The sequence below is a fragment of the Streptomyces sp. NBC_00234 genome, assembly GCF_036195325.1.
GTDB lineage: Bacteria > Actinomycetota > Actinomycetes > Streptomycetales > Streptomycetaceae > Streptomyces.
This window is the reverse complement of sequence record NZ_CP108101.1, coordinates 5883656-5910013: the sequence shown is the minus strand read 5'-3', so window position 1 is coordinate 5910013 and position 26358 is coordinate 5883656. Positions and strand designations below refer to the sequence as shown.

The following is a 26358-nucleotide window of genomic DNA, read 5'->3' as shown; positions in this document are numbered from 1 at the left end:
GGACCGGGGCCGTGCGACCGCATCCCGCCCGGTGTCCGCAACGGCCGCGCCCCGCCGGACCGGGGCCTGTCGTTCGAGGACAGGACACAGGGTCCGGCGGGGCGCGGTGAGCCGTTGGCGGGGCGTGCGGTGTGCGGGTCAGCTGATGGAGACCTGGGGTTCGCCGGAGGAGATGCCGTCCTTCTCCATCTGCTCGGCGATCTTCAGGGCTTCTTCGATGAGGGTCTCGACGATCTTGGATTCAGGGACGGTCTTGATGACCTCGCCCTTCACGAAGATCTGGCCCTTGCCGTTGCCGGACGCCACACCCAGGTCCGCCTCACGGGCCTCACCCGGACCGTTGACGACACAGCCCATCACCGCGACCCGCAGCGGAACCTCCATGCCCTCCAGACCCGCACTCACCTGGTCGGCCAGCTTGTACACATCCACCTGCGCCCGCCCGCACGACGGACACGACACGATCTCCAGCCGCCGCTGCTTCAGATTCAGCGCCTCGAGGATCTGCAGACCGACCTTGACCTCCTCCGCCGGCGGAGCCGACAGCGAGACCCGGATCGTGTCCCCGATCCCCTCCGACAACAGCGCACCGAACGCCACCGCCGACTTGATCGTCCCCTGGAACGCCGGACCCGCCTCCGTCACACCCAGGTGCAACGGGTAATCGCTCTGCGCAGCCAGCTGACGGTAGGCGTTCACCATCACGACCGGGTCGTTGTGCTTCACCGAGATCTTGATGTCACCGAAGCCGTGCTCCTCGAAGAGCGACGCCTCCCACAACGCCGACTCCACCAGAGCCTCCGGCGTCGCCTTCCCATACTTCTTCAGCAGCCGCGCGTCCAGCGAACCCGCGTTCACACCGATCCGGATCGGCGTACCCGCATCCTTCGCGGCGTGCGCGATCTCCTTGACCTTGTCGTCGAACTGCTTGATGTTCCCCGGATTCACCCGCACCGCCGCACAGCCCGCGTCGATCGCCGCGAACACGTACTTCGGCTGGAAGTGAATATCCGCGATCACCGGGATCTGCGACTTCCGCGCGATCGTCGACAACGCGTCCGCGTCGTCCTGCGTCGGACACGCCACCCGCACGATCTGACAGCCCGAAGCCGTCAGCTCCGCGATCTGCTGCAACGTCGCCCCGATGTCCGACGTACGCGTCGTCGTCATCGACTGCACCGACACAGGTGCGTCACCGCCGACCGCGACCGATCCGACCTGGATCTGGCGGCTGACCCTTCGGTCGGCGAGCTTGGTCGGAACGGCCGGCATTCCGAGAGAAATCGCAGTCATGCGCTGAGCATCCCCAAGGTGTGGATCAAGGTCCCGAGATCGGCGGGCTCCGGTCTTCGAGGTTACGGCACCGGAGGAACGCCGGGCGCACCCCGTCCGGCGAATCCACCCCATGGGGGGTGGCCGGCCACCCTATGTGTGACCGGCCACTACGCGTGGTGCGCGTGGTTCGGTCAGGTGATCTTGACCGGGTTGACGATGTCCGCCACCAGGACCAGCAGCGTGAAGCAGATGAAGATTCCGGCGACCACGTAGGCGACCGGCATCAGCTTCGCCACGTCGAACGGGCCGGGGTCGGGCCGCCTGAAGATCCGCGCCAGGTTGCGGCGCAGTGCCTCCCAGAGGGCACCGGCGATGTGCCCGCCGTCGAGCGGCAGCAGGGGCAGCATGTTGAAGAGGAACAGCGAGAGGTTGAAGCCGGCCAGCAGGAACAGCATCATCGCGACCTGGTTCTGCGCCGGGACGTCGAGGGTCATCACCTCGCCGCCGATGCGGGCGGCGCCGACCACGCCGACCGGGGAGTCGTCCGCGCGTTCCCCGTCGCTGAAGGCCGCGTTCCAGAGGTCCGGGATCTTGGACGGCAGGGCGATGATCGAGTCGACGCCGTTCTCGATCATGTCTCCCATCCGGACGACGGAGTCGCCGAAGGAGAGCGGCACGATCTCGGTGCGGGCGGCGAAGCCCAGATAGCCGGCGTCCACGTACTTGCCGGGGACGACCTCGCCGTCGGAGTCCTTCTGCGCCACCGCGTTCTTCTGCAGCACGGCGTGCAGGGTCTGCTCCTGCCCGTCGCGCTCCACGACGATCGTGGCGGGGCCGATGGTCTGCCGGATGCGGTCGGAGAGCGTGGCCCAGTCGTCGATCTTCTGCCCGTCGAAGGAGACGATCGTGTCGCCCTTCTGGAGTCCCGCGGCCTGCGCGGGCGAGACCGGGTCACCCTTCTTGCAGGCGTCGCGGTTCTCGCTCTGGGAGATCACGCACTTCTGGACACCGGCGACCTCGGTGGTCTGCGTCTGGAAACCGAAGGTCATGGCCACGCCCATGAAGATCACGACGGCCAGCACCAGGTTCATGAACGGGCCGGCGAACATCACGATCACGCGCTTCCACGGCTTGCGCGTGTAGAAGAGGCGGGTCTCGTCGCCCGGCTGGAGTTCCTCGAAGGCGGCGGACCTGGCGTCCTCGATCATGCTGCGCCACGGTGAGGTGGAGCGCGCCTCCATGCGTCCGTCCGCACCGGGCGGGAACATGCCGATCATGCGGATGTAGCCGCCCGCGGGGATCGCCTTGATGCCGTACTCGGTGTCGCCCTTCTTCCGCGACCAGATGGTCGGGCCGAAGCCGACCATGTACTGCGGCACACGGATGCCGAAGAGCTTGGCCGTCGAGAGGTGTCCCAGCTCGTGCCAGGCGATCGAGAACAGCAGACCCACGGCGAAGATGGCGATCCCAAGGATCGTCAACAGGATCGTCGTCATACTCATGCGCGCGCCTCCGCTGTCGCTTTCGCCGAGAGCTCCTGGGCCCGGGCACGCGCCCAGGTCTCCGCTTCGAGGACGTCCGCGACCGTCAGTGAAGTTCCCGTGACAGGGGTGCCGTGTTCGGCGACCACTGCGGTGACCGTATCCATGATTCCGTTGAAGGGCAGCCGTCCTGCCAGGAAGGCGTCCACGCACTCCTCGTTCGCGGCGTTGAAGACCGCGGGGGCGGTGCCGCCGAGGGTACCGACGTGCCGGGCGAGCCCGACGGACGGGAAGGCTTCGGTGTCCAGCGGGAAGAACTCCCAGCTGGACGCCTTCGACCAGTCGAAGGCCGGTGCGGCGTCCGGGACGCGTTGCGGCCAGCCGAGGCCGATGGCGATCGGGCCACCCATGTCGGGCGGGGTGGCCTGGGCGAGCGTGGAACCGTCCGTGAACTCGACCATGGAGTGGACGTACGACTGGGGGTGGACCACGACCTCGATCCGGTCGAACGGAATGTCGTAGAGGAGATGCGCCTCGATGACCTCCAGGCCCTTGTTGACCAGGGTCGCCGAGTTGATGGTGATGACCGGTCCCATCGCCCAGGTCGGGTGCGCGAGGGCCTGCTCCCTGGTGACGTCGGCCAGCTCGCTTCGCGTACGTCCGCGGAAGGGTCCGCCGGAGGCCGTGACGACGAGCTTGCGCACGTCGGCGCGGGTGCCGGCGGCGAGGGCCTGGAAGAGCGCGGCGTGCTCCGAGTCGACCGGGATGATCTGGCCGGGGGCCGCGAGCGCCTTCACCAGCGGGCCGCCGACGATCAGCGACTCCTTGTTGGCGAGGGCGAGCGTGCGGCCCGCCTTCAGGGCGGCGAGGGTCGGGGCGAGGCCGATCGAGCCGGTGATGCCGTTCAGCACGGTGTGGCAGTCACCGGCGGCGAGCTCGGTGGCGGCGTCGGGCCCGGCCAGGATCTCGGGGAGCGGCTCGCCCGCCCCGTACTCCTCGCGCAGTGCCTCGCGCAGGGCCGGCACCTTGTCCTCGGCGGCGACGGCGACCGTACGCACGCCGAGCCGCCGCGCCTGCTCGGCGAGCAGGGCGACCCGGCCGCCCGCGGCCGAGAGTGCGGTGACCCGGAAGCGGTCGGGGTTGCGCAGCACCAGGTCGATGGCCTGGGTGCCGATGGACCCGGTGGAGCCGAGGATCACGAGATCCCGGCGGCCTTCCGCGGGATCGAAGATCAGATGCGGGTCGGCGAGGGGGGCAGGGCTGTCGCTCATGCCCCCATTGTTGCCGCATCGGCTGTGTGCCGGGACAGGGCGTCCCCGTCCGCGTCACTTCTTCATGGGATGAGCGCACAGCGACTTCAGCTCGGCGCTGTAATCGATGTGCACCAGCCAGTCCATGCCCCAGCACTTCTCCCCGTCCGAGAGCCAGAATTCGGCCTCGGCCGAGCTGCAGCCGACCTCCTCCAGGTCCTGCTCGGGCCACTCGGCGTTGTTGCGCCCGCAGTCGCCCGCCGTGAACGAGACCGGCGCGGAGGGGATGAGCCGCGGTACGACGAAGGTGCCGAGGCCCACGAGCAGGACGCCGATGATGACCAGGGCGGGCAGCCGGGCCAGGACGCGGCGGCCGGGGGCGAGCTGGGGGCGGAGGTTGCCCACCGGGTGCGGCAGGGCGCGAATCCGCGAGCGGGCACCGATGTTCATGAACAGCGTGACCGGGGCGGCGAACACGGACAGCAGTCCCCACCAGCCCTGCCACAGGGTGTCCGAGGTCATCTTCCGGTACAGCGAGGTCCCGCAGGTGCGGCAGAACGTGCCTTCCTCGGTCAGGAAGCGCAGGGTGACGACGAGCCCCTGGTGCCCGCGGACGACGGTGTGGACGGCGGGTATCGCACCGCAGATGTCGCACGGCGACGGTGCGGGGCGGCCGAATCCGTACGGGGACAGGGGCTGGTGGTGGGGCGGCGTGGCCATGGACTCTCCTGTGGACGACGAACGCCCAGGAACCCTAACCGGCCGTGGTGGCAGCGAAATCCGCGAAGGTCTCGTGGAAGCGGGGGAACGTCTTGCGTACGCAGCCGGGGTCGTCGTACGTCATCCCCGGCGCGCGCAGTCCGGTGACGGCGAACGACATGACGATCCGGTGGTCGCCGTGGGTGGTGATCTCGGTGGGCCGGGGGGTGCCGGGGTGGATCTCGATCCAGTCGTGACCCGTGAGCACGGTGATGCCCATGCGCCGGAGGTTGTCGGCGCAGGCGTCGAGCCGGTCGCACTCCTTCACCCGGGTGTTGGCCACGTCCTCGATACGGACGGGCGAGGAGGCGAAGGGCGCGATGGCCGCCAGCGTCGGCATCGTGTCGGAGATGTCTCGCATGTTGACCGTGAGGCCGGTGAGGCTGCCGGTGGAACCGACGGTCGTCGCCTCCGCGGTCGTACGGACGTCCGCGCCCATGCGGCGCAGGACGTCGACGAAGCGCAGGTCGCCCTGGAGCGCGTCCGTCCCGAGACCGGGGACGGTGACCTCGCGGCCGGTGAGGGCCGCGGCGGCGAAGAAGTAGCTCGCCGTGGAGGCGTCGGGTTCGACGGCGTACGTGGTGGGGCGGTAGCCGCCGGAGGGGACGGTGAAGGTGTTCCCCTCCCGGACCGCCTCGACGCCGAAGCTGCGCATCATCGCGAGGGTGATCTCGATGTACGGCGCCGACACCAGCTCGGTGACCTCGATGCGGAGCCCTTCCGCCGTGAGCGGGCCGAGCATGAGCAGGGCGGTGAGGTACTGCGACGACTCCCCGGCGTCCAGGGTCAGTTCGCCGCCCTTGATGCCGGACGCCTCGATCCGCAGCGGATGGTGGCCCTCGGCCTTCTCGTGGCGCAGGTCGACGCCCAGGGTGCGCAGGGCCTCGGTGAGCGGGGCGAGGGGGCGGCGGCGCATCTGCGGGGAGGCGTCGAAGCGGTAGGTGCCGGAGGCCGCGGCGGCGGCGAGTGTCGGCAGGAAGCGGGCGGTGGTGGCCCCGTCGCGGCAGTACACGTCGGCGTCGGTGACGGCGGGCCCGCCCGGCCGGCCCTCGATGTGCCAGCGGTCCGGCTCCCTGGTCACCGCGTAGCCGAGCCGGGTCAGGCCCTCCGTGAAGCCCTCGGTGTCGTCCGAGTGCAGGGGGCGTACGAGGGTGGTGGTGCCGTCGGCCGCGGCGGCAAGGAACAGCGCGCGGGCGGTGACGGACTTCGAGCCGGGGATGTGGATGACGGTCACGGGCGCCCATCCTGCCGTGCGGCGGGCGTGCGGGCGGGGCACGTCCAGCGCGTGGACGTGCCCCGCCGGAAGACACCCGGGGCTCAGCGGATGGGCCGGTGGACGTTCTCCTTCGTCGAGGCGCCCGGGGTGGCGTCCGCGATCCAGGGGCCGTCGCCGCTCGGGTCGACGACACCCTCCTCCAGCCAGGTGTACGCGCCGGAGAGAACGCCGTCGACCACGCGCCGGTCCAGGTCGTCGGTGTTGGCCCAGAGGCGGGTGAAGAGTTCCTCGACCCGGATGCGGGACTGGTGGCAGAAGACGTCGGCCAGTTGGTACGCCTCACGGCCGTGCTCGCCGGTGGTGCGCAGGAGTTCGGCGCGGACGCAGGCGGCACTCATCGCGAAGAGTTCGGCGCCGATGTCGACGATCCGGCCGAGGAACCCCTGTTTGGTCTCCATGCGGCCCTGCCAGCGGGACATCGCGTAGAAGGTGGAGCGGGCCAGCTTGCGGGAGGAGCGTTCGACGTAGCGGAGGTGGGCGGACAGGTCCGGGTGCCCCGAGGGGTGGAACTCACCGTAGGTGCGCGGGAGCTGTCCCGGTCCGGCGACCAGTTTCGGGAGCCAGCGGGCGTAGAACCCCGCCGCGTTGGCGCCGGCCCTGGCCTTGGCGGACAGCGGCTTGTCGGGATCGATGATGTCTCCGGCCACCTTGAGGTGGGCGTCGACGGCCTCGCGGGCGATCAGCAGGTGCATGATCTCCGTGGAGCCCTCGAAGATCCGGTTGATCCGCAGATCGCGGAGCAACTGCTCGGCGGGGACGGCTCGTTCACCGCGGGCGGCGAGGGAGTCGGCGGTCTCGAAGCCCCGGCCGCCGCGGATCTGGACCAGTTCGTCGGCGATCAGGCAGCCCATCTCCGAGCCGTAGAGCTTGGCCAGGGCGGCTTCGATCCGGATGTCGTTGCGGTCCTCGTCCGCCATCTGCGAGGCGAGGTCCACGATGGCCTCCAGCGCGAAGGTGGTCGCGGCGATGAAGGAGATCTTCGCGCCGACCGCCTCGTGCCGGGCGACGGGCCTGCCCCACTGCTCCCGCGCGGCCGACCATTCGCGGGCGATCTTCAGGCTCCACTTCCCCGCTCCCACGCACATGGCGGGCAGCGAGAGGCGGCCCGTGTTGAGGGTGGTCAGGGCGATCTTGAGCCCGGCGCCCTCGGGACCGATGCGATGGGCGGCGGGCACCCGGACGCGGTGGAAGCGCGTGACGCCGTTCTCCAGGCCGCGCAGCCCCATGAACGCGTTGCGGTGCTCGACGGTGATGCCCGGCGAGTCCGCCTCCACGACGAAGGCGGTGATCCCGCCCTTGTGCCCCTCGGACTTCGGGACGCGGGCCATGACGACCAGCAGATCGGCGACGACGCCGTTGGTCGTCCACAGCTTCACGCCGTCGAGTACGTAGTCCGTGCCGTCGGGTACGGCGGAGGTGGCGAGCCGGGCCGGGTCGGACCCGACGTCGGGTTCGGTGAGGAGGAACGCCGAGATGTCCGTACGGGCCAGCCGAGGCAGGAAGGCGTCCTTCTGCTCCTCGGTGCCGAAGATCTTCAGCGGCTGCGGTACGCCGATCGACTGATGGGCGGAGAGCAGCGCGCCGAGCGCGGGGCTGGCGGACCCGATCAGGGCGAGGGCCTTGTTGTAGTACACCTGAGTGAGCCCGAGGCCGCCGTAATGGGTGGAGATCTTCATGCCGAGGGCGCCGAGTTCCTTGAGACCGTTGATCACCTCGTCGGGGATCCGGGCCTCGCGCTCGATCAGCGCGCCGTCGATCTTCGTCTCGCAGAACTCGCGCAGCCGGGAGAGGAACTCCTCGCCGCGCCGCACGTCCTCACCGGCGGGCATCGGGTGCGGGTGGATCAGGTCGAGCCGGAAGCGGCCGAGGAAGAGTTCCTTGGCGAAACTGGGCTTGCGCCAGTCCTGCTCACGGGCGGCCTCGGCCACCCTGCGTGCTTCACGCTCGGTGACTTTGGGCGCCTGGGGCGTTTCTTGTGGGGCGGACATGAGGAGCTCACCTCGCCGCGTCTGGGGTCGGGTGGGTCGGCGGACCGGCCGGCTGCGCCGTTCGGTCCACTCGTCCGTATGTACCCGATGTGCCCCGGCCCCACCACCCCTGCGGCAGGGCGCACGAACGGCCTGAGCCCCCGCACAGTGGGCTCAGGCCGTTCGTCGTACCGCCTGCTGCGATCGCTGTCCGGGCGGAAGGCAGGCGGCCGTTCGGGGGCTCCTAGAGGGCGAGGCCGGTGAGGACCAGGACGCGCTCGTAGGTGTAGTCGTCCATCGCGTAGCGCACGCCCTCGCGGCCGACGCCGGACTGCTTGGCTCCGCCGTACGGCATCTGGTCCGCGCGGTACGAGGGGACGTCGCCGATGATCACGCCGCCCACCTCCAGGGCGCGGTGGGCGCGGAAGGCGGTCTGGAGGTCGTGCGTGAACACGCCGGCCTGGAGGCCGTACTTGGAGGAGTTGACGGCGGCGAACGCCTCCGCCTCGCCGTCCACCTTCTGCACGGACAGGACCGGGCCGAAGACCTCTTCGCCGGAGAGGGTGACGCCGTCCGGGAGCTCGGTGAGCACGGTCGGGGCGTACGTCGCGCCGTCCCGCTTGCCGCCGGTCAGCAGCGCGGCGCCGGCCTGCACGGCCTCGTCGACCCACGACTCGACACGCTTGGCGGCGTCCTCGCTGACCAGCGGGCCGACATCCGTGGTGGCGTCGGACGGGTCGCCGGTGACGAGGGCCTCGACGGCCGAGACGATCTTCGGGACGAGCCGGTCGTAGACCGAGGCGTCCGCGATCACGCGCTGCACCGAGATGCAGGACTGGCCGCCCTGGTAGTTGGAGAAGGTCGCGATACGGGTCGCGGCCCAGTCCAGGTCCTCCTCGGAGGCGTAGTCGCCGAGGACGACCGCGGCTCCGTTGCCGCCGAGCTCCAGGGTGCAGTGCTTGCGCGGCACCGAGTCCATGATCGAGTAGCCGACCGGGCCGGAACCGGTGAAGGAGATCACGGGCAGCCGCTCGTCCTGGACGAGGGCCGGCATGCGGTCGTTCGGGACCGTCAGCACCGACCAGGAACCGGCCGGGAGGTCGGTCTCGGCCAGCAGCTCGCCCAGGATCAGCGAGGAGATCGGGGTCGCCGGGGCCGGCTTGAGGATGATCGGGGCGCCGACGGCGATGGCCGGGGCGACCTTGTGCGCGCTCAGGTTGAGCGGGAAGTTGAAGGGCGAGATCCCGAGGACGGTGCCACGCGGGAAGCGCCGGGTGAGCCCCAGGCGGCCGGTGCCGCCGGCGTCGGTGTCCAGGCGCTGGGCGTCGCCGCCGTTGAAGCGGCGGGCCTCCTCCGAGGCGAAGCGGAAGACGGACACGGCGCGGCCGACCTCGCCACGGGCCCACTTGATGGGCTTGCCGTTCTCGGCGGAGATCAGCTGGGCGATCTCCTCGGTGCGCTCCACCAGACGGCGCACGACGTGGTCGAGCGCGGCGGCCCGGACGTGCGCCGGGGTCGCGGCGAACTCCTCGCGCACGGCGTGGGCGGCGGCGACGGCTTCCTCGGTCTGCGCGTCGGTCGGCACGCTGACGGTGCCGACAAGACGGCCGTCCCAGGGGTTGGTGACGTCGAAGCTGTCCTCGCCGGTGGCCTGGCGGCCGGCCAGCCAGAAGGCGTGGGTGGAAGTCATGGCGGATCCGGCCCTTCGGAGGTCGTACGGAGCTCGTGGGTGTCGTGCTCCCCCACCGTAGGACGGCCGGGCGCGGATGACGTTTGTCCGGCGTGGAGTACAGAACCCGGCCGACGCTCCGCTTTGTCGGGGATCAGGCTCCGGGGGCGCCCGAGCCGGCCGCCGTCGTGGCCTTCAGCGCCAGCCAGAGCTCCATACGGACGTCCGGGTCGTCCAGCGAGCGGCCGAGGATCTCCTCCACCCGGCGCATCCGGTAGCGCAGGGTGTGGCGGTGCACGCCGAGGTCGGCGGCGGCTGCGTCCCACTGGCCGTGCCGGGACAGCCAGGCGCGCAGGGAGGCGACGAGGTCGCCGCGGCCCTTCGCGTCGTGCTCGTACAGGGCGCGGAGCATCCCGTCGGCGAAGGCCCGTACGGCGTCGTCGGCGAGCAGCGGGAGGACGGAGCCCGCGGCCAGCTCCTCGTGCTCGACCAGGGCCCTGCCGCGTCGGCGGGCCACCGAGAGCGCCTGTTCGGCCTGCTTGTAGGCGGCGGAGACGGCGATCGGCCCGGACGGGGCGGACAGGCCGACGACGACCTCGCCGTCCTCCGTGCCCGGTTCGCGGGCCGGGCGCTCGTCCTGCGCCTCGGCGTATCCGGCGCAGGCGCGGACCGCGGCGCCGCCGTCCGCGGCGAGCACCACGATCCGTTCGCCCTCGGGCACCAACAGCAGCGCCTCTCCGGCGCGGGCCGCCGCGGCCTCCACGGTCTCGGCGAGGAGTTCGGGGGTGGACCCGGGGGCCGCCTCCGCGATCAGCAGCCGGAAGGGGGCGTCGAGGAGTCCGCCGTACAGGTCTCCCGCGACGGCCCGCGCGTGGTCGGACTGACCGGCGAGCAGCATGCGCAGGACGGCGGCGCCGAGGCGCTGCTCGGCGCCCTGGAGCGAGCGGGAGCGCACGGTGGTGAGTGTCAGCAGGGCGACCGCCGAGTGCACGGCGTACCGCTCGGCGGTGCCGAGCGCCGTCCCCGTACCGACGGCGAGGGCGCCGCGGACCAGGCGGCCGGTGCCGAGCGACTGGAGTTCGACCCGGTCGTCGGAGCCGCCGACGACGACGCTGGCCGGTGCGGGGCGGTCCCGGAGGCGCTCCACGTCGGGGGTGAGGCGGGCGGCCCGTCTGGCGGCCCAGTCGGGCGCGGCGGCCACGACGGCGCCGGAGGTGTCGTACAGGGCGGCCCAGCCGTCGACGTGGGCGGCGAGACGGGTGAGGAGCTCGCCCGGTCCGTCGCCGGCGACGGCAGCCCTGGTCAGCTCGCGCTGGGCCTCGAAGCCGGCGGTGACGGCCCGGTACTGGTCGGCGGCGATGGCCGCCGACACGGCCTTGGTGATGGCGAGGAAGGGGGTGAGGCGGGGCACTTCGAGGAGCGGCAGTCCGGCCGCCTCGGCGGCGTCGACGAGGGCCTGCGGGATCTCCTCGTAGTTCACGCCGACGGCGAATCCGATCCCCGCGACACCGGCGGCGGCCAGCCGTCGTACGTACCGGAGCATCGCCTCGCCGTCCTCGGCGTCGAGGTTGGTGGCGGTGACGAGCAGGAGCTCGCCGCCCTCCATGTACGGCACGGGGTCGGTGAGCTCACTGGCGTGCGCCCAGCGCACCGGGGTGTCGAGCCGGTCGGCCCCCGCACGGACCGTGAGTTTGAGCGCCGAGTGCTGGGCGAGCGAGGCGAGTGTGGGGGGCATGGGACCGCGGGACCTTTGGATCGATTTCGCCGTCCCGTACGAACGGCTGCTTCGATTCTGCCAGGGCGGCAGAGTCGATGGAGCCGCTCGACGCCCTACTCCCCGGTAGCACCTCTGGCCCCGCCGGCCCCCTCAGCCGCCGAGTTCCACCAGAAGCGGCGGTACGTGCTCGCCGTCCACGGTCGTCAGCGACAGCACCGCGTGCCCGGCCGGAACGGAGTACGCCAGTTCGGAGGCCGACCAGCGTTCCCGCTCCACCTGCCGTACGGTCACGGCGTCCGTCGTCACCGCCTTGCCGGTCACCAGCTTGCGCAGGGCGTGCACGGCGCGGGTGAAGGGCTGGTCGGCGAAGACCGTGTGCTGGGCGACCTCCCGGGTCGACACCCATTCCTTGCCCCACACCTCCGCGAACCGCTTGCCGTCCCAGGTGGTCACGCCGGAGAACGCCATGCAGCAGCCGACGGCGCCCATCAGCGCGGTGTGCAGCCCCTCGGGGACGTCGTCGACGGTGCGCAGCACGAGCACGGCGCCCGCGTTGACCGACCGCAGCCGCCGGATGCCGCGCACGGTCTCGGGCGTCACGGTGTGCGTCGCGTCGTCCAGGACCAGGCAGACGAAGAGCGAACGGTCGGCGCGCGCCGCGGCCACGGCCGTGAACTGGGCGAGGACGAGCCGGGCGAGGAGCCGGGACGCCTCGGCGTGGGTGCGCTCCGGCAGATCGATACGGACCCGCAGGGGCAGCTGTTCCAGGGAGCGCAGCGAGAAGGGGCGGGCCTCGTCCCCGGTGGCGAAGAATCCGGCGAACGCGGGCCGGTCGAGCAGCGCGATCCGGTCGGCGAGCACCGACCCGGGATCTCCGGCGCCGCCCGCCTGCCGGGCCCTGGCGTCCAGTTCGCGCAGCATCGCCGCGTGGCCGCCCGCCTCCAGCGCCCGGCGCAGCCCGTCGAGGGCGCCGGGGGCGCCGTCGAGCAGCTCGCGGAGTTCGGACACGCGCGGGAAGTGCCCGTGGACGGTGCGGTAGGGGCCGAGCAACTGGGCGAGCACGGTGGCCGCGCGCCGGCTGTCCACCGTGGACACGTCGCCGATGAGCCCTTCGGCGAGGACGCCGGCGGCCTCGTCGGGATCGGTCGTCCCCCCGTACAGGTCGAAGTCGTGTGCGGACCGGGGGTCGCCGATGCTCACCACGACGTCGTACGCGTCGTCGGGGCCGAGCGCGGCTCCCGCCCCGCCCACCGCGAGGACGGCGGCCTGCCCGGCGAGCGCCCGGAGGGCGAGGGACTCGACGACGGGCCGTACGAGAGCGGCGGACTTGCCCGAGCCGGGCGGCCCCACCGCCAGCAGGGAGCTGCCCAGCAGCGCGGGTTCCAGGGCGAGACCCGAGCCGCGGCGCTCGTAGGGATTGTGGGGGTCGTCCGCGCACCGGCCGATGCGCACCTGGCCCGTCAGGACGTCGTGCCGTGCGGTGCGCTGCGGCAGGTCCCGCCGGCCGGAGGGATGCAGGGCGGCGGCGCCCCCCGCGCGCAGGACGGCTTCGGTGAATCCGGCGAGGCGGTCGGGGTGCGTCCGGGCGACGGTCCAGGCGTGGCGCAGCCGTGCGCAGTCGACGTCGTTCATCCGGCCGGCGCGGACCTCGGCGGTGAGCGTCTCGGCGGCATCCGTCCGTCCGGCCGCGCGCAGCTCGGGCCACCGGTCGTCGGCCGTTTCGGGGGCCGGCTCCGCCGCGGAGGCGGCACGGGGGCCGCCGAAGCGGCCCTTGCGGTACATGGCGGCGAGCTCCCGCCAGCGGCCCAGGCGGGCGAACGGGTACAGCACCGCGGCGGTGATCAGCGCGTAGACGACGTTCACGACGCTCTGGCTCTGGAAGACCTCGCCGCCCGCGACCGAGGCGACGAGGACCAGGACGGGCCTGACGAGGGGCACGGCGTCCTGCCAGACGAGGAGCTGGGCCAGGGCCGCCATGGCCGCGGTGGCCACACCGAGGAAGGGCTGCCCGCGCCCGGCGACGTGCCGCGCGAAGAGCTCGCGCCAGTTGCCCAGGCGTCCGCAGGCGTACACGAGCAGCCCGAACAGGACGGCCTCGTACACCGTCAGGGCGTCGACGCCCTCCACCGTCCGCGGACCGCCGGCGCTGCCCACGTACCACCACTCGCGCGGGGTGAAGAGCTTGAGCGGGACCAGCCGGTAGGGGATGTACCCGTTGCGCCACAGGGACCAGACGAGGACTCCGCAGAGCACCGCGATCACCGTGCCGACCACCAGGGACCGGTCGGAGACGCCTTCGGGTTTCTCGGGCGGCCTGGGCGTGTGGCCGTACCGCCAGACGCCGGGCTCCTGCGGGAGACGCGGGGTGCGCAGCCACTCGTCCAGGCGCGGACCGGTCCCCGGGGCGCGGTCCGGGCGCGGCGGGGCGGGCGGCGGAGGGGGCGGAGTGGCCGGCGGGGGTCCGGCGGAGGGTGGCGCGGCGGGACGGGGCACCTTGTTCGCCCGTGTGTCCCGTGCGCCGTACGTGCCTTCGGTGTCCATGAACCGCTGCCCCCTGACCGGCCAGGTCCGTCCGCTGCCCCGGTCAATCTAGTGCGCCCGCACCAGGAGTTCAGCCAGGCGCCCGGGCCGGTCCCTTCCGGGGAACCTCCGTGGCAGGTACGCCCATCTGTCCGCAGCGGACAAGGACACGCCCCCCACCACTCCCGATCGGAGCATGCCGGTCGCGGGTCCCCGCCCCTAGCCTGCAGAAAGAGAAGCGTACGAAACACCCCCAGGAGCCCCTCATGAGCGCAATCCCGCAGGAGCGCAGCGTCGTCACCGCCATTCCCGGCCCGAAGTCGGTCGAGCTCCAGGCTCGCCGCCTCGCGGCGGTCGCCGCAGGGGTGGGCTCCACTCTGCCGGTGTTCACGGCCCGCGCCGGTGGCGGGATCATCGAGGACGTGGACGGCAACCGTCTGATCGACTTCGGCTCCGGTATCGCCGTGACCTCGGTGGGCGCCTCCGCCGAGGCCGTCGTGCGCCGCGCGTCCGCGCAGCTCGCCGACTTCACCCACACCTGTTTCATGGTCACGCCGTACGAGGGTTACGTAGAGGTCTGCGAGCAGCTGGCCGAGCTGACGCCGGGCGACCACGCGAAGAAGTCCGCGCTGTTCAACTCGGGCGCCGAGGCCGTCGAGAACGCGGTGAAGATCGCCCGCGCCTACACCAAGCGCACCGCGGTCGTCGTCTTCGACCACGGCTACCACGGCCGGACCAACCTCACGATGGCTCTGACGGCGAAGAACATGCCGTACAAGCAGGGCTTCGGCCCGTTCGCGCCCGAGGTCTACCGCGTCCCGGTCGCGTACGGCTACCGCTGGCCGACCGGTGCCGAGAACGCCGGCGCCGAGGCGTCCGCGCAGGCCATCGACCAGATCACCAAGCAGATCGGCGCCGACAACGTCGCCGCGATCATCATCGAGCCGGTCCTCGGCGAGGGCGGCTTCATCGAGCCGGCCAAGGGCTTCCTCCCGGCGATCGCCCAGTTCGCCAAGGACAACGGCATCGTCTTCGTCGCGGACGAGATCCAGTCCGGCTTCTGCCGCACCGGCCAGTGGTTCGCCTGTGAGGACGAGGGCATCGTCCCCGACCTCATCACCACGGCGAAGGGCATCGCGGGCGGCCTGCCGCTCTCGGCCGTGACGGGCCGCGCCGAGATCATGGACGCCGCGCACGCCGGCGGCCTCGGTGGCACGTACGGCGGCAACCCGGTGGCCTGCGCGGGTGCGCTCGGCGCCATCGAGACGATGCGCGAGCTGGACCTGAACGCGAAGGCCAAGCGCATCGAGGAGGTCATGAAGGGCCGCCTCGCCGAGATGCAGTCGAAGCTCCCCAACGGCGACATCATCGGTGACATCCGTGGCCGTGGCGCGATGATCGCGATCGAGCTCGTCCAGCCCGGCACGAAGGACCCGAACCCGGCCGCCGCCGCGGGCCTGGCCAAGGCATGCCACGCCGAGGGTGTGCTGGTCCTCACCTGTGGCACGTACGGCAACGTCCTGCGCTTCCTGCCGCCGCTCGTCATCGGCGAGGACCTGCTGAACGAGGGCCTCGACGTCCTCGAGCAGGCTTTCGCCACGGTCTGATCCGTGCGAACCCCGCCGAACGCCGCACGGCGATTTCGCGGGGGCCGGACCCGGCCCCGGTGTGGGCCTGTGAAGAACGTGTGGGGGGCCGATGGCGGGATTCGATTCCGGCTGTCGGTCCCCCTTCGGCTGACGTACGGTTTCTGCAGATGAGAGAAACACGCCGCTCGCAGGAGACTGCGGGCGACTCCGGTTCGGCGCTTCCCCAGTGCCGTCCCGGTTGTGCCCACGCGCACACCACTGGAGCCTCTGGCTCCGGAACTCCTCACCGATCGGATGGCCGCCCGCCCCACACCCCCCGGGGCGCGCGGCAAACCGATCCCGCCGGTCGTCCAGGAACAACCCCCCCTGTTCCTGGACGACCGGCTCCTCTCGTTTCCGTGGTGGCGGTGCTGCTCACGGTCTTCGCGCTCATCACCTGGCAGGTCCTGGCCGACGGCCCCCTGCTCGGTCCCGACGAGCGCGTCGGCGAGGCGCTGGCGGGCCGCGGTCCGGCCGGGCTCGCCGACCTCTTCACCGATCTCGGCAACATGCAGGTCGCGCTCCCGGTACTGGGCTGCGCGATCGTCTTCGCGCTGGTGCGCGGCGCCCGCCGCGCACCGCTGTACGCCGCACTCGCGATGGCCGCCGTGCCCGCGCTGGTGGTCCCGCTGAAGCTGTGGACCGACCGCCAGGGCCCTCTGACCGAGGCCACCGGCTACTACCCGTCGGGCCATACGGCCACCTCGGCCGTGGCCTACGGCGCGGCGGCGATGCTCCTGGTCCCGTATCTGAAGCGCTCATGGACGATGCCCGCCGCCGCCGTCCTGCTGACGGCGGCGACGAGCATCGGTCTGGTGCTGCGCGGCTATCACTGGCCGCTCGACGTGATCGCCAGCTGGTGCCTGAGCGGGGTGCTGCTGGTGGCGCTGTGGGTGCTCAGCCGCCGAAGTAGGCGTCGAAGTTCTTCGAGAACTCCCACTGGTTGAAGCGGTCCCAGTTGATCGACCAGGTCATCAGCCCGCGCAGCGCGGGCCAGGTGCCGTGAGTCTGGTAGCTGCCGCAGTCGGTCTTCTTGGTCAGGCAGTTCAGCGCCTTGTTCACCTCGGCGGGCGAGGTGTGCCCGTTGCCCGCCTGGGTCGAGGCCGGCAGGCCGATGGCGACCTGCTCGGGGCGCAGCGCCGGGAAGATCCTCGACTGGTCGCCGGCGACCGGGAAGCCCGTGAGGAGCATGTCGGTCATGGCGATGTGGAAGTCCGCGCCGCCCATCGAGTGGTACTGGTTGTCCAGACCCATGATGGAACCCGAGTTGTAGTCCTGGACGTGCAGCAGGGTGAGGTCGTCGCGCAGGGCGTGGATGACCGGGAGGTAGGCGCCCGCGCGGGGGTCCTGGCCGCCCCAGGGGCCCGAGCCGTAGTACTGGTAGCCGAGCTGGACGAAGAAGGTCTCCGGGGCCATGGTGAGGACGAAGCCGGCGCCGTACTTCGCCTTGAGGGTCTTGACCGCCGAGATCAGGTTGACGATCACCGGTGAGGTCGGGCTGCGGAAGTCGGTGTCGCCGGTGTTCAGCGAGAGGGAGTGCCCCTCGAAGTCGATGTCGAGGCCGTTCAGCCCGTACTCGTCGATGATCTTGCTGACCGAGGAGACGAAGGTGTCACGGGCCGCGGTCGTGGCGAGCTGCACCTGACCGTTCTGGCCGCCGATGGAGATGAGCACCTTCTTGCCCGCGGCCTGCTTGGCCTTGATGGCGGCCTTGAACTCGGCCGCGGACTCCACGTTCGGGCACTCGGCGACCGGGCAGAGCGAGAAGCGGATGTCGCCGGAGGTGACGGAGGTCGGCTCGCCGAAGGCGAGGTTGATGACGTCCCAGGAGTCGGGCACGTCCGCCATCCGCGTATAGCCGGAGCCGTTGGCGAAGCTGGAGTGCAGATAGCCGACGAGGGCGTGGGCCGGGAGGTCTCCCCCGCCCCCGCCGCCGCCCGCCGTGGTGGTGGCGGAGACCGCGGCCGACTTGGCGGACTCACCGGCGGCGTTGACCGCGGCGACCTGGAAGCTGTACGCGGTCGAGGCGGCCAGGCCGGTCACGGTGGCGGAGGTGCCGGTGACCGTGAGGACCTTGGCGCCGCCCTGGTAGACGTGGTAGCCGGTGGATCCGGATGCGGCGTTCCAGGAGAGCGGGACGGAGGAGGAGGTGGCCGTGCCCGCCCTCAGCCCGGCGGGGACGGCGGGCAGCGCGACCGGGTCGCCGCCCGGGCCGATGAGGCTGAGGTCGTCGGCGTAGTAGGCGGGGGTGCCGTACCAGCCGTGGGTGTACACGGTCACCGAGGTGGTGGAGGCCCCGGTCGTGAACGTGGTGCTGAGCTGCTTCCAGGCGCCGGGCGACTGGGTCCAGGTGGACACGTCGGTGGTGCCGGTGCCGGACGCGCCGAGGTAGACGTAACTGCCCTGCACCCAGGAGCTCAGCGTGTAGGTGGAGCCGGGCTTGACCGTGACGGTCTGGGAGCACTTGGCGTTGTCGCTGCCGGCCGGGGTGCCCCGCAGTGCCGAAGTGCCGCCGTGCACAGGGGTGCTGACGACCGCTCCGCTGCCGGCGGTGCAGCTCCAGCCGTCCAGTCCGGCCTCGAAGCCGCCGTTGCGGGCCAGTTCGGCGTCGGCGGCGCCGGCGGGCGGGGCGGTGGCGACCAGTCCCGCGGCGGCGAGCAGCGTCGCCGCGAGGGCGGCCAGAAGTCCGGACAATCGGGCAGGGGGTCCCGTACGTTCCACAACAGCCTCCGTGCAGGGGGGAATTGGGTGCGGCGGGCCACAACATGGTCCAGACCAATCAGCTTGTCAAGACCTCTGGCGCCGCAGCGCCCTCTCCCGGTCCCCGCCGCTCGCCCCCGTCAGCCCCGGCCGCCACCTCCGTCGTCGCCGTCCCGCGCCGCCGCCCCCGCCGCCTCGTGCATCGCGAGTTCCAGCAGGGCCGGGTCGGTGAGCGTCCCGGAGCCGTCCGGCGGAATGAGCCACCGCACGCCGCCGGAGGCCCTGCCGGGATACGGGACGACGATCCAGGTGCCCCGGCCCGCGCCCCGTACGCCGCTGCCGATCCAGCGCGTCACGGTGCCGGGCGGCACGAAGAAACCCATCCGGGCCTCGCCGAAATCGGCGAGCACCGGTCCGGGCCGGTCGATGAGACGGGTGAGCACGTCGAGCGTCGGATAACCGAGCTCCCCCGGAAGAATCAGCACGTCCCAGCGCCTGCCGGCGGGCAGGAGCGCGATCCCTTGCGGGTTGCGCTCCCATTCCCACCGGCAGGCGTCGGGATCCGGTGCCGCTGATGCGAGCCACTCGACTGCGGACTTGGGCCCCGGGCCGGTCATGGCATGCCTCCCGTTCACGTGGGCACCGGCAGGTTCCTGCCAGTGCGTTCACGGAAGAGAGAGGCCCGGGCCCGGTTCATTACGCGGGTTCGGAGTCCTGTCGGTGTGAAGCGGATCACACGGGACGGGTTCAGCTGTCGAAGCCGAGACCCAGCCGGTCCATCGTCCGCAGCCACAGGTTGCGGTGGCCGCCGTTGTTGTCGGCCCTGGCGAGCGACCTCTTGGTGAGCTCGATACCGGCCCAGGCGAACGGCTCGGGCGGGAAGGGAAGAGGCTTCGAACGGACCATCTCCAGCTCGGTCCGCTCCGTCTTCTCACCGGCGAGCAGATCGAGCATCACATCGGCCCCGAACCGGGTCGCGCCGACCCCGAGCCCGGTGAATCCGGCCGCATAGGCGACCCGTCCCTGATGGGCCGTGCCGAAGAAGGCGGAGAAGCGCGAGCACGTGTCGATCGCGCCTCCCCACGCGTGGGTGAAGCGCAGACCGGCGAGCTGCGGGAAGCAATCGAAGAACTGGCCCGCGAGCTTGAGGAAGGTCTCGGGCCGCTGGTCCAGGTCGGCGCTGAGCCGGCCTCCGTACGGATAGATCGCGTCGTATCCGCCCCACAGGATCCGGTTGTCCGAGGAGAGCCGGAAGTAGTGGAACTGATTGGCGCTGTCGCCGAGCCCCTGCCGGTTCTTCCAGCCGATCGCGGCCAGCTGCTCGTCGCTGAGGGGTTCGGTCATCAGCGCGTAGTCGTAGACCGGGACGGTGTACGGGCGTACGCGCTTGACGAGCGAGGGGAAGATGTTCGTACCGAGCGCGACCTTGTGCGCCAGGATCCGCCCGTACGGTGTGCGGACCGCCATCCCCGGACCGGACTTGACCAGGTCGAGCCCGCGGGTGTGCTCGTACATCCGCACGCCGAGGTCCAGGCAGGCCCGCTTCAGGCCCCAGGCCAGCTTCGCGGGGTGCAGCATGGCGACACCGCGCCGGTCCAGGAGCCCGCCCAGGAAGGTCGGCGAGTCGACTTCCGCCCGCACCGCGTCCTGGTCCAGGAACTCCATCCCGGTGAAGCCGAGATCCGCGGTCTCCCGGTGCCAGGCGCGCAGCTCTTCGAGCTGGTGCGGTTCGGTGGCGACGTCGATCTCACCGGTGCGTTCGAACTCGCAGTCGATGGAGTAGCGGGCGACGGCCTCCTCGATGGCGTCGAGGTTCCGCTCGCCCAGTTCCTCCAGCTTCCCGATTTCGTCCGGCCAGCGCTCCAGGCCGTTGGCCAGACCGTGGGTGAGGGAGGCGGCGCAGAAGCCGCCGTTGCGGCCCGAGGCGGCCCAGCCCACCTCGTGCCCCTCGATCAGGACGACATCGCGACCGGGGTCCCGCTCCTTGGCGATCAATGCGGTCCACAGACCGCTGTAACCACCGCCGATGACGAGCAGATCGCAGCGCTCCTCCCCGATGAGCGCGGGGAGCGCCTCGGGCCTGGCGGGGTCGTCGAGCCAGTACGAGACCGGCTTGGCGCCGGCGAGCGATTGTGCGGCAGTACGCATGGCGACTGGGGCCATGGTTTCCAACTCCTTCGGAACTTTCTAGGGTTGTGCGCTGTTCTTACGCCGGTTCGCGATGAGCTGACCGACGAGAACCACCGTCACGGCAATGATGAACATCGCCGTGCCGATGACGTTGATCTGCACGGGCGTGCCGCGCTGTGCCGAACCCCAGACGAACATGGGGAAGGTCACGGTCGAGCCCGCGTTGAAGTTGGTGATGATGAAGTCGTCGAAGGAGAGCGCGAAGGCGAGCAGCGCTCCCGCGGCGATTCCCGGGGCGGCGATCGGCAGGGTCACCCTGACGAACGTCTGCACGGGGCCCGCGTAGAGGTCCCGGGCGGCTTCCTCCAGCCTCGGGTCCATCGACATCACCCGCGCCTTGACCGCGGTCACCACGAAACTGAGGCAGAACATGATGTGGGCGATCAGGACGGTCCAGTAGCCCAGCTCCGCGCCCATGTTCAGGAAGAGCGTGAGCAGCGAGGCGGCCATGACGACCTCGGGCATCGCCATCGGCAGGAAGATCAGCGAGTTGATCGCGCCACGCGCCCGGAAGCGGTAGCGGACCAGTGCGAAGGCGATCATCGTGCCGAGCACGGTCGCGCCGATCGTCGCCCAGATCGCGATCCGGAACGAGAGCGACAGCGAGGCGCACATGTCGGCGACGCCGCAGGGGTCCTTCCAGGCGTCCAGGGAGAACTGCTGCCAGGCGTAGTTGAAGCGCCCGTTGGGCTTGTTGAACGAGAACACCATCACGACGATGTTCGGCACGATCATGTACCCGAGGGTCAGCAGACCCGCGATGACGATCATGTTGCGGCGAATCCAGCGCAGGGCGGGCATCAGACCAGGTCCTCCGTCCCGGAGCGGCGGATGTAGAAGGTGACCATCAGCAGGACGATCGCCATGAGGATGAACGAGAGCGCGGCGGCCGTCGGATAGTCCAGGACCCGCAGGAACTGCGACTGGATGACGCTGCCCACCATCTTGGTGTCGGTGGAGCCGAGCAGTTCCGCGTTGACGTAGTCACCGCTGGCCGGGATGAAGGTCAGCAGCGTGCCGGAGACGACACCCGGCATCGAGAGCGGGAACGTCACCTTGCGGAAGGTGGTGGCGGGGGTCGCGTACAGATCGCCCGCCGCCTCGTGCAGCCTGCCGTCGATCCGCTCCAGCGAGGTGTAGAGCGGCAGGATCATGAACGGCAGGAAGTTGTACGTCAGACCGCAGACGACCGCCATCGGGGTGGCGAGCACCCGGTTGGACTCGGTCCAGCCGAGCCAGCTGGTGACGTCCAGGACGTGCAGCGTGTTCAGCAGGTCCACGACCGCCCCGCCGTCCGCGAGGATCGTCTTCCAGGCGAGCGTACGGATCAGGAAGCTGGTGAAGAACGGCGCGATGACCAGGACCAGCACGAGGTTGCGCCAGCGGCCCGCCTTGAACGCGATCAGGTACGCGAGCGGGTAGCCGAGCACCAGACACAGGATCGTGGCGGAACCGGCGTACAGCAGGGACCTGATGAACTGCGGGTAGTAGTCCTTCAGCGCGTCCCAGTAGGTCTGGAAGTGCCAGGTGACCTCGAACCCCTTCTCCAGGGATCCGGTCTGCACGGAGGTCGACGCCTGGTAGACCATCGGGATCGCGAAGAACACGATCAGCCACAGGATGCCGGGGAGCAGCAGCCAGTAGGGGACGAGCCGCTTGCGGGCCGAGGGCTTGCGCACAGCCAGCTCGGCGGGCTCTTTCGGTGGCGCGGGGGGCGCTTCGGTGACGGTCACGCCGCGTCCTCCACCGTCTCCACACCGGCGTCGATGTCCTGGGCGGCGTCCAGACCGAAGGTGTGCGCCGGGTTCCAGTGCAGAACGACCTCGGCGCCGGGGGTGAGCCGCGCGTCCCGCTCGATGTTCTGCTCGTAGACCTGGAGCGCCTTGCCCGCCGGGCTCTCCACGACGTACTGCGTCGAGACGCCGATGAAGCTGGAGTCGACGATCCGGCCGGTGACCCGGTTGCGGCCGTCGGCTATCCGGTCGGCCGCGTCGGCGTGCGCCAGGGATATCTTCTCGGGACGTACGCCGAGGAGCAGTTTGCCGCCGATCGAGGCCGGGGCGGAGCAGCGGTCGCCGGGCAGCCTGAGCTTGCTGCCGCCCGCCGAGACGACGATGTCCGTGCCGGTCCCGACGACCTCGGCCTCGATGAGGTTGGAGGTGCCGAGGAAGTTGGCGACGAACGTGGTCTTCGGGTTCTCGTACAGGTCGGCGGGGGCACCGAGCTGTTCGACGCGTCCGCCGTTCATCACGGCGACGGTGTCGGCCATGGTCATGGCCTCCTCCTGGTCGTGCGTGACGTGGACGAAGGTGATGCCGACCTCGGTCTGGATGCGCTTGAGCTCCAGCTGCATCTGACGGCGCAGCTTGAGGTCGAGGGCGCCGAGCGGCTCGTCGAGGAGCAGCACCTGCGGGTGGTTGATGAGCGCGCGGGCGACCGCGACGCGCTGCTGCTGGCCACCGGAGAGCTGGTGCGGCTTGCGCCGGGCGAAGTCGCCGAGCTGGACGAGCTCCAGCATGTCGTCGACCTGCTTCTTGACGGACTTGATGCCGCGCCGGCGCAGCCCGAAGGCGATGTTCTCGGTGATGTCCAGGTGCGGGAAGAGCGCGTAGCTCTGGAAGACGGTGTTCACGGGCCGCTTGTACGGGGGCAGGCCGGTGATGTCCTTGCCACCGAGCGAGACCGTGCCGGTGGTCGCTTCCTCCAGGCCGGCGATCATCCGGAGCGTGGTGGTCTTGCCGCAGCCGGACGCGCCGAGCAGCGCGAAGAACGAACCCTGCGGGACGGTCAGATCGAGCGGCTGTACGGCGGTGAAGGAACCGTACGTCTTGCTGATCCCGGTGAGGCGGACGTCGCCGCCTGCTGTCTGCTGCTGTGTCATGGGTCGCAGTCCCAGTGGTGGAAGGTCGGGTGAGGGAAGGGAAGGGCCGCGCTAGGACATGCCCTAGGCGCCGATGAGCTTGGCGAACTTCTCTTCGTACGCCGTCTCTTCTTTGGAACTGAGCGAGCGGAAGGCGCGCGACTTCGCCGCCATCTCCTTGTCCGGGAGGATCAGCGTGTTGGCGGCCATCGACTCGTCGATCTTGGCGAGTTCCTCGCGGACGCCGTCGACCGGGCACACGTAGTTGATGTACGCGGCGAGCTGGGCGGCGACCGGGGGCTCGTAGTAGTAGTCGATGAGCTTCTCCGCGTTGGTCTTGTGCCGCGCCTTCGCGGGGACCAGGAGGTTGTCGCTGGAGGTGATGTAACCGGCGGACGGGATCGCGAACTTGATGTCCGGGTTGTCCGCCTGGAGCTGGATGATGTCGCCGGCCCAGCCGATACAGGCGGCGATGTCGCCCTTGCTCAGGTCCGCGGTGTAGTCGTTGCCGGTGAAGCGGCGGATCTGCTTCTTGTCGACGCCCTTCTGGAGGCGGCCGATCGCGGCGTCGAAGTCGGCATCGGTGAAGGTGCCGGGGTCCTTGCCCATGTCGAGCAGGGTCATGCCGACGGAGTCGCGCATCTCCGAGAGGAACGACACCCGCCCCTTGAGCTTGGGGTCGTCGAGCAGCTGCGTGACGGAGTCGACCTTGCGGCCGCCGGTCGCCTTGGAGTTGTAGGCGATGACGGTGGGGATGCCGGTCCAGGGGTACGAGTAGGAACGGCCCGGGTCCCAGTCCGGGGTCCGGAACTGGGTCGAGAGGTTGGCGAACGCGTGCGGCAGGTTCGCCGGGTCGAGCTTCTGCGCCCAGCCGAGCCGGATGATGCGGGCGGCCAGCCAGTCGGTGACGCATATGAGGTCGCGTCCGGTGTTCTGGCCGGCCGCGAGCTGCGGCTTGATCTTCCCGAAGAACTCGACGTTGTCGTTGATGTCCTCGGTGTACTTGACCTTGATCCCGGTGCGTTTCGTGAACGCCTCCAGGGTCGGGCGGCCCTTCTCGTCCTCGCTGACGTCCATGTACTCGGTCCAGTTGGAGAAGCTGATCTGCTTCTCCTCGGCCGAGTGGTCGTCGGAGGCGGCTGCCGCGTCGCCCTCGCGCTTGGCGGGCGGGATGCCGCAGGCGCTCAGTGTGCCGAGGCCGCCGAGCGCGAGGGCGCCCATGCCCGAGGCGCGCAGCATCGAACGGCGGGTGAGTGCGCCCCTGCCCGTGGTCAGGCTTCGCCTCATGGCCGCCAGCTGGGCGGAGGAGAGGCGCTCGGGCTCGTACTGCTCCATACGCGTTGCCCTTTCGGGTGTGTGTGGCCGCTGGTCAGGCGGCGGCTGCTATCGGTCCCCGAAGATCGTGCGGTGCCAGTCCTTGCGGGCGACCGCGGTGTTGTCGTACATCACGTGCTTGACCTGCGTGTACTCCTCGAAGGAGTACGCCGACATGTCCTTGCCGAAACCGCTGGCCTTGTATCCGCCGTGCGGCATCTCGCTGATGATCGGAATGTGGTCGTTGACCCAGACGCAGCCCGCCTTGATCTCGCGGGTGGCCCGGTTGGCCCGGTAGAGGTCACGGGTCCAGGCGGACGCCGCGAGTCCGTACGGGGTGTCGTTGGCGAGGGCGATGCCCTCGTCGTCGGTGTCGAAGGGGAGGACCACGAGGACCGGTCCGAAGATCTCCGACTGGACGATCTCGCTGTCCTGGGCGGCGTCCGCGACCAGGGTCGGCCGGTAGTAGGCGCCGTCCGCGAGCTCGCCGCCCGGGGCCTCGCCGCCGGTGACGACCGTGGCGTAGGCGCGGGCGCGCTCGACGAAGGCGGCGACCCGGTCGCGCTGGGCGTGGCTGATCAGCGGGCCGAGGTCCGTCGAGGCGTCGAAGGGGTCGCCGAGCCGCACGGTCTCCATGAGAGCGGCGACGTCCCGTACGAAGGCGTCGTAGAGCGGGCGCTGCACATAGGCGCGGGTGGCGGCCGTGCAGTCCTGGCCGGTGTTGATGAGGGAGCCGGCCACCGCTCCGTTGACCGCCGCTTCGAGGTCGGCGTCGTCGAAGACCACGAAGGGGGCCTTGCCGCCGAGTTCGAGGTGGAGGCGCTTGACGGTGGAGGTGGCGATCTCCGCGACCCGCTTGCCGACGGCGGTGGAGCCGGTGAAGGAGGTCATGACGACGTCCGGGTGGCCGACGAGGTGCTCGCCCGCGTCCTTGCCCGCGCCGGTGACGATGTTGATCACGCCGTCCGGGATGCCGGCCTCGGTGGCCGCCTGCGCGAACATCAGCGAGGTCAGCGGGGTGATCTCGGCCGGCTTGAGGACGATGGTGTTGCCGGCGGCGACGGCCGGGAGGACCTTCCACGCAGCCATCTGGAGCGGGTAGTTCCAGGGGGCGATGGAGCCGATGACCCCGATCGCCTCGCGGCGTACGTACGAGGTGTGGTCGCCGTCGTACTCACCGGCCGCCTTGCCCTCCAGGTGGCGGGCGGCGCCCGCGAAGAAGGACGTGTTGTCGACGGTGCCGGGCACGTCGAACTCGGTGGAGAGCTTGATCGGCTTCCCGCACTGGAGGGACTCGGCGTACGCGAAGTCGTCGGCCTGCGCGGCGAGCACGGCGGCGAAGCGGTGCATCGCCTCCGAGCGCTCGGCCGGGGTGGCACCGGACCAGCCGGGGAACGCCGCCACGGCCGCCGCGACGGCAGCGTCGACGTCGTCGGTGCCCGCCAGTTCGTAGCGGAAGACGGTGTCACCCGTCGCCGGGTTCACCACCTCGTGGTGGCGGCCTGATGTGCCGGACAGCAGTTTTCCGCCGATGTACTGCGCGCCGCCCGCGAAGCGGTCCTGCACGTGGAAGCTGTTGTCCATGACGCTCTCCTCCGCCGCACTCCCCGCTGAGCGGGGGCGGCGTAGCTTCTGGTCGAGTTGAGTGCCGATCCTGACAGAGGGCACCCCGGCCAACAAGTGATTCCGTTGTTGCCTTTTGGTTACGCGACGGAATCTGTCGACCATGTGTCGCGTCGACAAGAAGATCAC

19 protein-coding genes are annotated in these 26358 nt (G+C 70.6%); 2 read left to right on the top strand and 17 right to left on the bottom strand.

What is annotated here, in order from left to right; all coding sequences use genetic code 11:
* Window positions 1–138: 138 nt before the first annotated feature.
* The 9 genes from ispG to OG230_RS26075 all read right to left on the bottom strand — a co-directional run bounded on the left by ispG (window position 139) and on the right by OG230_RS26075 (window position 13935).
* Window positions 139–1293, bottom strand: a complete 1155-nt coding sequence (gene ispG, locus OG230_RS26115; protein WP_328906149.1) for a flavodoxin-dependent (E)-4-hydroxy-3-methylbut-2-enyl-diphosphate synthase — start codon at window positions 1291–1293, stop codon at window positions 139–141.
* A gap of 173 nt (window positions 1294–1466) precedes the next feature.
* Window positions 1467–2777 carry a M50 family metallopeptidase gene (locus OG230_RS26110; RefSeq protein WP_328906148.1) on the bottom strand — a complete coding sequence of 437 codons (1311 nt, stop codon included), beginning with the start codon at window positions 2775–2777 and terminating at the stop codon, window positions 1467–1469.
* Window positions 2774–4027, bottom strand: coding sequence for a 1-deoxy-D-xylulose-5-phosphate reductoisomerase (gene dxr / locus OG230_RS26105; protein ID WP_328906147.1), 1254 nt, complete (start codon window positions 4025–4027; stop codon window positions 2774–2776). Before dxr ends, OG230_RS26110 begins: the two co-directional genes overlap by 4 nt.
* A gap of 54 nt (window positions 4028–4081) precedes the next feature.
* Window positions 4082–4726: a hypothetical protein gene (locus tag OG230_RS26100; RefSeq protein ID WP_328906146.1), complete on the bottom strand. Its 645-nt coding sequence runs from the start codon at window positions 4724–4726 to the stop codon at window positions 4082–4084.
* A gap of 34 nt (window positions 4727–4760) precedes the next feature.
* Window positions 4761–5999: a 3-phosphoshikimate 1-carboxyvinyltransferase gene (gene aroA, locus OG230_RS26095; RefSeq protein WP_328906145.1), complete on the bottom strand. Its 1239-nt coding sequence runs from the start codon at window positions 5997–5999 to the stop codon at window positions 4761–4763.
* Between the two features lie 83 nt (window positions 6000–6082).
* Window positions 6083–8029: an acyl-CoA dehydrogenase family protein gene (locus OG230_RS26090; protein WP_328906144.1), complete on the bottom strand. Its 1947-nt coding sequence runs from the start codon at window positions 8027–8029 to the stop codon at window positions 6083–6085.
* 223 nt (window positions 8030–8252) lie between these two features.
* The gene (locus tag OG230_RS26085; protein ID WP_328906143.1) at window positions 8253–9698 is read right to left on the bottom strand and encodes an aldehyde dehydrogenase family protein; all 1446 of its coding nucleotides are present in this window, start codon (window positions 9696–9698) and stop codon (window positions 8253–8255) included.
* 133 nt (window positions 9699–9831) lie between these two features.
* Window positions 9832–11412 carry a PucR family transcriptional regulator gene (locus OG230_RS26080; RefSeq protein ID WP_328906142.1) on the bottom strand — a complete coding sequence of 527 codons (1581 nt, stop codon included), beginning with the start codon at window positions 11410–11412 and terminating at the stop codon, window positions 9832–9834.
* Between the two features lie 132 nt (window positions 11413–11544).
* A complete protein-coding gene (locus OG230_RS26075; protein WP_328906141.1) occupies window positions 11545–13935 on the bottom strand; it encodes an ATP/GTP-binding protein in 2391 nt (796 codons plus the stop codon).
* 245 nt (window positions 13936–14180) lie between these two features.
* Between OG230_RS26075 and gabT the strand changes: the two genes are divergently transcribed.
* Together gabT and OG230_RS26065 are read left to right on the top strand one after the other, a co-directional pair.
* Window positions 14181–15521 (top strand): 4-aminobutyrate--2-oxoglutarate transaminase, encoded by a 1341-nt coding sequence (gene gabT / locus OG230_RS26070; RefSeq protein ID WP_328906140.1) that lies wholly within the window; start codon window positions 14181–14183, stop codon window positions 15519–15521.
* A gap of 149 nt (window positions 15522–15670) precedes the next feature.
* The gene (locus OG230_RS26065; RefSeq protein WP_328906139.1) at window positions 15671–16489 is read left to right on the top strand and encodes a phosphatase PAP2 family protein; all 819 of its coding nucleotides are present in this window, start codon (window positions 15671–15673) and stop codon (window positions 16487–16489) included.
* On the opposite strand, the gene OG230_RS26060 is transcribed toward OG230_RS26065, so the two are convergent.
* The 8 genes from OG230_RS26060 to OG230_RS26025 form a co-directional block, all read right to left on the bottom strand.
* Window positions 16440–18263, bottom strand: coding sequence for a chitinase (locus OG230_RS26060; RefSeq protein WP_328906138.1), 1824 nt, complete (start codon window positions 18261–18263; stop codon window positions 16440–16442). The genes OG230_RS26065 and OG230_RS26060 overlap by 50 nt on opposite strands.
* Before the next feature lie 119 nt (window positions 18264–18382).
* Window positions 18383–18859, bottom strand: coding sequence for a hypothetical protein (locus OG230_RS26055; protein WP_328906137.1), 477 nt, complete (start codon window positions 18857–18859; stop codon window positions 18383–18385).
* 130 nt (window positions 18860–18989) lie between these two features.
* Entirely contained in the window at window positions 18990–20405 is a 1416-nt protein-coding gene (locus tag OG230_RS26050) for an NAD(P)/FAD-dependent oxidoreductase (RefSeq protein WP_328906136.1), read from the bottom strand.
* A 24-nt stretch (window positions 20406–20429) separates the two neighbouring features.
* Entirely contained in the window at window positions 20430–21233 is an 804-nt protein-coding gene (locus tag OG230_RS26045; protein WP_328906135.1) for an ABC transporter permease, read from the bottom strand.
* Window positions 21233–22165 (bottom strand): ABC transporter permease, encoded by a 933-nt coding sequence (locus OG230_RS26040; protein ID WP_328906134.1) that lies wholly within the window; start codon window positions 22163–22165, stop codon window positions 21233–21235. The genes OG230_RS26045 and OG230_RS26040 overlap by 1 nt, the downstream gene beginning before the upstream one ends.
* Window positions 22162–23313, bottom strand: a complete 1152-nt coding sequence (locus tag OG230_RS26035) for an ABC transporter ATP-binding protein (RefSeq protein WP_328906133.1) — start codon at window positions 23311–23313, stop codon at window positions 22162–22164. Before OG230_RS26035 ends, OG230_RS26040 begins: the two co-directional genes overlap by 4 nt.
* Window positions 23314–23376: 63 nt before the next feature.
* Window positions 23377–24627 (bottom strand): ABC transporter substrate-binding protein, encoded by a 1251-nt coding sequence (locus tag OG230_RS26030; RefSeq protein WP_328906132.1) that lies wholly within the window; start codon window positions 24625–24627, stop codon window positions 23377–23379.
* Window positions 24628–24675: 48 nt separating this feature from the next.
* A complete protein-coding gene (locus tag OG230_RS26025; protein WP_328906131.1) occupies window positions 24676–26190 on the bottom strand; it encodes a gamma-aminobutyraldehyde dehydrogenase in 1515 nt (504 codons plus the stop codon).
* Window positions 26191–26358 lie beyond the last annotated feature (168 nt).

What these genes read in the sequence shown, in the direction of transcription:
- OG230_RS26025 (WP_328906131.1), bottom strand. Translation starts at nt 26,190, where the DNA reads ATGGACAACAGCTTCCACGTGCAGGACCGCTTCGCGGGCGGCGCGCAG.
- OG230_RS26065 (WP_328906139.1), top strand. Translation starts at nt 15,671, where the DNA reads ATGAGAGAAACACGCCGCTCGCAGGAGACTGCGGGCGACTCCGGTTCG.
- dxr (WP_328906147.1), bottom strand. Translation starts at nt 4,027, where the DNA reads ATGAGCGACAGCCCTGCCCCCCTCGCCGACCCGCATCTGATCTTCGAT.
- ispG (WP_328906149.1), bottom strand. Translation starts at nt 1,293, where the DNA reads ATGACTGCGATTTCTCTCGGAATGCCGGCCGTTCCGACCAAGCTCGCC.
- gabT (WP_328906140.1), top strand. Translation starts at nt 14,181, where the DNA reads ATGAGCGCAATCCCGCAGGAGCGCAGCGTCGTCACCGCCATTCCCGGC.
- OG230_RS26045 (WP_328906135.1), bottom strand. Translation starts at nt 21,233, where the DNA reads ATGCCCGCCCTGCGCTGGATTCGCCGCAACATGATCGTCATCGCGGGT.
- OG230_RS26055 (WP_328906137.1), bottom strand. Translation starts at nt 18,859, where the DNA reads ATGACCGGCCCGGGGCCCAAGTCCGCAGTCGAGTGGCTCGCATCAGCG.
- OG230_RS26085 (WP_328906143.1), bottom strand. Translation starts at nt 9,698, where the DNA reads ATGACTTCCACCCACGCCTTCTGGCTGGCCGGCCGCCAGGCCACCGGC.
- OG230_RS26050 (WP_328906136.1), bottom strand. Translation starts at nt 20,405, where the DNA reads ATGGCCCCAGTCGCCATGCGTACTGCCGCACAATCGCTCGCCGGCGCC.
- OG230_RS26100 (WP_328906146.1), bottom strand. Translation starts at nt 4,726, where the DNA reads ATGGCCACGCCGCCCCACCACCAGCCCCTGTCCCCGTACGGATTCGGC.
- OG230_RS26090 (WP_328906144.1), bottom strand. Translation starts at nt 8,029, where the DNA reads ATGTCCGCCCCACAAGAAACGCCCCAGGCGCCCAAAGTCACCGAGCGT.
- OG230_RS26035 (WP_328906133.1), bottom strand. Translation starts at nt 23,313, where the DNA reads ATGACACAGCAGCAGACAGCAGGCGGCGACGTCCGCCTCACCGGGATC.
- OG230_RS26080 (WP_328906142.1), bottom strand. Translation starts at nt 11,412, where the DNA reads ATGCCCCCCACACTCGCCTCGCTCGCCCAGCACTCGGCGCTCAAACTC.
- OG230_RS26075 (WP_328906141.1), bottom strand. Translation starts at nt 13,935, where the DNA reads ATGGACACCGAAGGCACGTACGGCGCACGGGACACACGGGCGAACAAG.
- OG230_RS26030 (WP_328906132.1), bottom strand. Translation starts at nt 24,627, where the DNA reads ATGGAGCAGTACGAGCCCGAGCGCCTCTCCTCCGCCCAGCTGGCGGCC.
- OG230_RS26110 (WP_328906148.1), bottom strand. Translation starts at nt 2,777, where the DNA reads ATGAGTATGACGACGATCCTGTTGACGATCCTTGGGATCGCCATCTTC.